The sequence below is a fragment of the Rickettsia sp. TH2014 genome, from assembly GCF_019249195.1.
In the GTDB taxonomy this organism is placed as follows: domain Bacteria; phylum Pseudomonadota; class Alphaproteobacteria; order Rickettsiales; family Rickettsiaceae; genus Rickettsia; species Rickettsia felis.
Map to the genome: position 1 here is coordinate 1 of NZ_MXAX01000229.1, position 2,508 is coordinate 2,508.

Consider the following 2,508-nt stretch of genomic DNA (forward strand, 5'->3'; position numbering starts at 1 on the left):
TAAACTGCAATACGGAGGCACGACCGTTTTATTTTATTAAGTTATCTTCTACAAACTTCCAGTTAATCATATGCTTAATAAATATGTCAACATAATCAGGTCGTTTGTTACGATAATCAATATAATAAGCATGTTCCCATACATCACATGCAAGAAGCGGCTTCATACCGTTTGCTATAGGTGTACCGGCATTAGCGGTTTTTATAATTTGTAACCTATTATCGTGATATACAAGCCATGCCCAGCCGCTACCGAAATGTCCTACTGCCTCTTGCTTAAACTGTTCACAAAATCCTTCAAAACTACCGAAATCTTTATTAATTTGTTCTAATATTTTACCGCTTGGCTTACCTCCGCCCTGCGGCTTTATTGAAAGCCAAAAAAAGGTATGATTCCATATTTGGGCTGCGTTATTAAAAATAGCCGCATTTGAGTTTTGAGATGACCATTCTATTATTTCTTCTAAATCTTTTTTTTGTAATTCTTCTTTATCTTTGAGTAAATTGTTTAGATTTTGTACATAAGTATTATGATGTTTACCATGATGATAATCAAAAGTCTCGGGAGTAAAATGTGGTTTAAAGCTCTCTTTGTCATAAGGCAAATCAGGTAAGATAAAAGGATATGAGGTTTGATTAGATTTGTTGCAATAAGTCATGTTATTTTCTCCTAGGTTTGTTTTGGTATTTATCGTCATTGCGAGCGAACGTTAGGGAGCGTGGCAATCTCAGGAATTCTCCCGAGATTGCTTCATCAATTTACTATTGTAAATTTCCTCGCAATGACGTTTAACGCAGCAACTTATAAAAATCGGAAGCTAAATGAAGCGATCCGGTTATTATAATATTTGCTTTATTATCGCCGTTTATCTTCTTTATATTACTAATCGCTTCTTCGAGGGAGTCACTTTCGCTAAAATCAATTCCACTCTTTTTGCCTTCCGAATTTATTGTTTCTGCACTATGGCTTAATGGTTCGGATAAAACTTTAACACCGTAACCTTTAATTGTCAAACCCTTAAAGCAGGAGCAAAACTCCCCGATATTCCTATTTTTAGTCATACCCAGTATTAAATATATCGGTGATTGTAAATTATCACGAATCCAATTTGCCAAAACTTGAGCTCCGCTATTATTATGAGCTGCGTCTACCCAAATTTGAACATTATCACCTATTAATTTAGAATATTTTTTCGGCTCTATTTTTTCGATTCTAGCCCGCCAAATAGTATTTTGCAGTCCTTTAGAGATAATTTCGTTGCTAATATTAAATTGTTTATTTATCAAACTTATTAAAGCAATAACGCTTGCAGCATTTATTAATTGATGATCACCGAGTAGCGAAGGAGTCGGAAACTCATAACTAAAATTTCGTGATGAATAAATAAATCCGTTGTCCGTCTTTTTAATACCGAAATCATATTCGTAGCAAAATGTGGGTACATCTAGCTCTTCGGCTTTTGCAAATAATGTTTCATAAACTTCTAAAGTCTGCATACTTATAATGCAAGGTACGCAAGGCTTCATAATACCGGCTTTCTCAGCTGCTATTAAGGGGAGTGTATTACCCAGCATATTCATATGATCATATGAAATAGGTGTAATTAAGGTAATTAGAGGCTGCTTGATTATATTTGTTGCGTCTAACCGACCGCCTAGTCCCGTCTCTAAAATTAATATATCGGCTTTCGTTTCTGCAAATGCTAGAAACGCAGCAGCTGTAGTACCTTCAAAAAAGCTAGGTTCAATATTAAATTTCTCGCTTGCTACTCGAACCTCCTCACAAACCTGCCATAATTCATTATCCGAGATTTTCTCACCTGCTACTACGATTCGTTCATTAAATTCTAATAAATGAGGAGATGTATAGCAATGTACCTTATAACTGGCAAGCGTAAAGATGCTTTTAAGTATAGCGCTGCTTGAACCTTTACCGTTTGTACCTGCTATATGTATGACGGGAGGAAGCCTTAAATGAGGGTTACCTAAGGCTTTTAAAAGTCTTGCTATATTTTCAAGATCATATTTAATATTATTTTTCCAGGTCGGCACCGGAAAATGCGGCATTAGCATTGTTATTGATTTTTTTCATGAATATATAGAGTTATACAAAACTATAAACGCTTAGGATAGAAAAAGATTTTAAAGAAATATTTTTTAGCGATTAATCCAAATCTTGGAAATATTTTAAGGCTTATTCAATTCTATTATTTCGTCAAAGGATAGTTTGTCAATTTTTGTATCGATTTTATCAATTGATATAGCATTAATTTTATCAACCATAATACAAGATTGTGATTTAAGACCATTTAACTCTGTAGGAGTCAATAGCAGACGATAAATTGCAGTATTTATTAAATAGGTTGTTATAGGACAAACTAATATACTGGCAAGAGTTTTATTTAACGAGTTAGATTGAATAACAACAGCAGGACGAGGTTTGCCGTAATCTCCACTTAATACACATGTAGAAGTCAAGATTTAATCTTACAGACATTATAAAAATTAT

At 33.9% G+C, this 2,508-nt stretch carries 3 protein-coding genes; all 3 read right to left on the minus strand.

Going from position 1 to position 2,508, the window contains the following annotated elements:
- Window positions 1-28 precede the first annotated feature (28 nt).
- The 3 genes from KYQ89_RS04580 to KYQ89_RS04590 all read right to left on the minus strand — a co-directional run bounded on the left by KYQ89_RS04580 (window position 29) and on the right by KYQ89_RS04590 (window position 2,477).
- A complete protein-coding gene (locus KYQ89_RS04580; protein WP_218460611.1) occupies window positions 29-658 on the minus strand; it encodes a superoxide dismutase in 630 nt (209 codons plus the stop codon).
- Between the two features lie 130 nt (window positions 659-788).
- Window positions 789-2,072, minus strand: a complete 1,284-nt coding sequence (locus KYQ89_RS04585) for a folylpolyglutamate synthase/dihydrofolate synthase family protein (protein WP_218460609.1) — start codon at window positions 2,070-2,072, stop codon at window positions 789-791.
- A 114-nt stretch (window positions 2,073-2,186) separates the two neighbouring features.
- Window positions 2,187-2,477, minus strand: coding sequence for a type II toxin-antitoxin system PemK/MazF family toxin (locus KYQ89_RS04590; RefSeq protein ID WP_218460610.1), 291 nt, complete (start codon window positions 2,475-2,477; stop codon window positions 2,187-2,189).
- Window positions 2,478-2,508 lie beyond the last annotated feature (31 nt).

Coding starts and splice junctions, on each gene's coding strand:
- KYQ89_RS04585 (WP_218460609.1), bottom strand. CDS start 2,072: ATGCTAATGCCGCATTTTCCGGTGCCGACCTGGAAAAATAATATTAAA.
- KYQ89_RS04580 (WP_218460611.1), bottom strand. CDS start 658: ATGACTTATTGCAACAAATCTAATCAAACCTCATATCCTTTTATCTTA.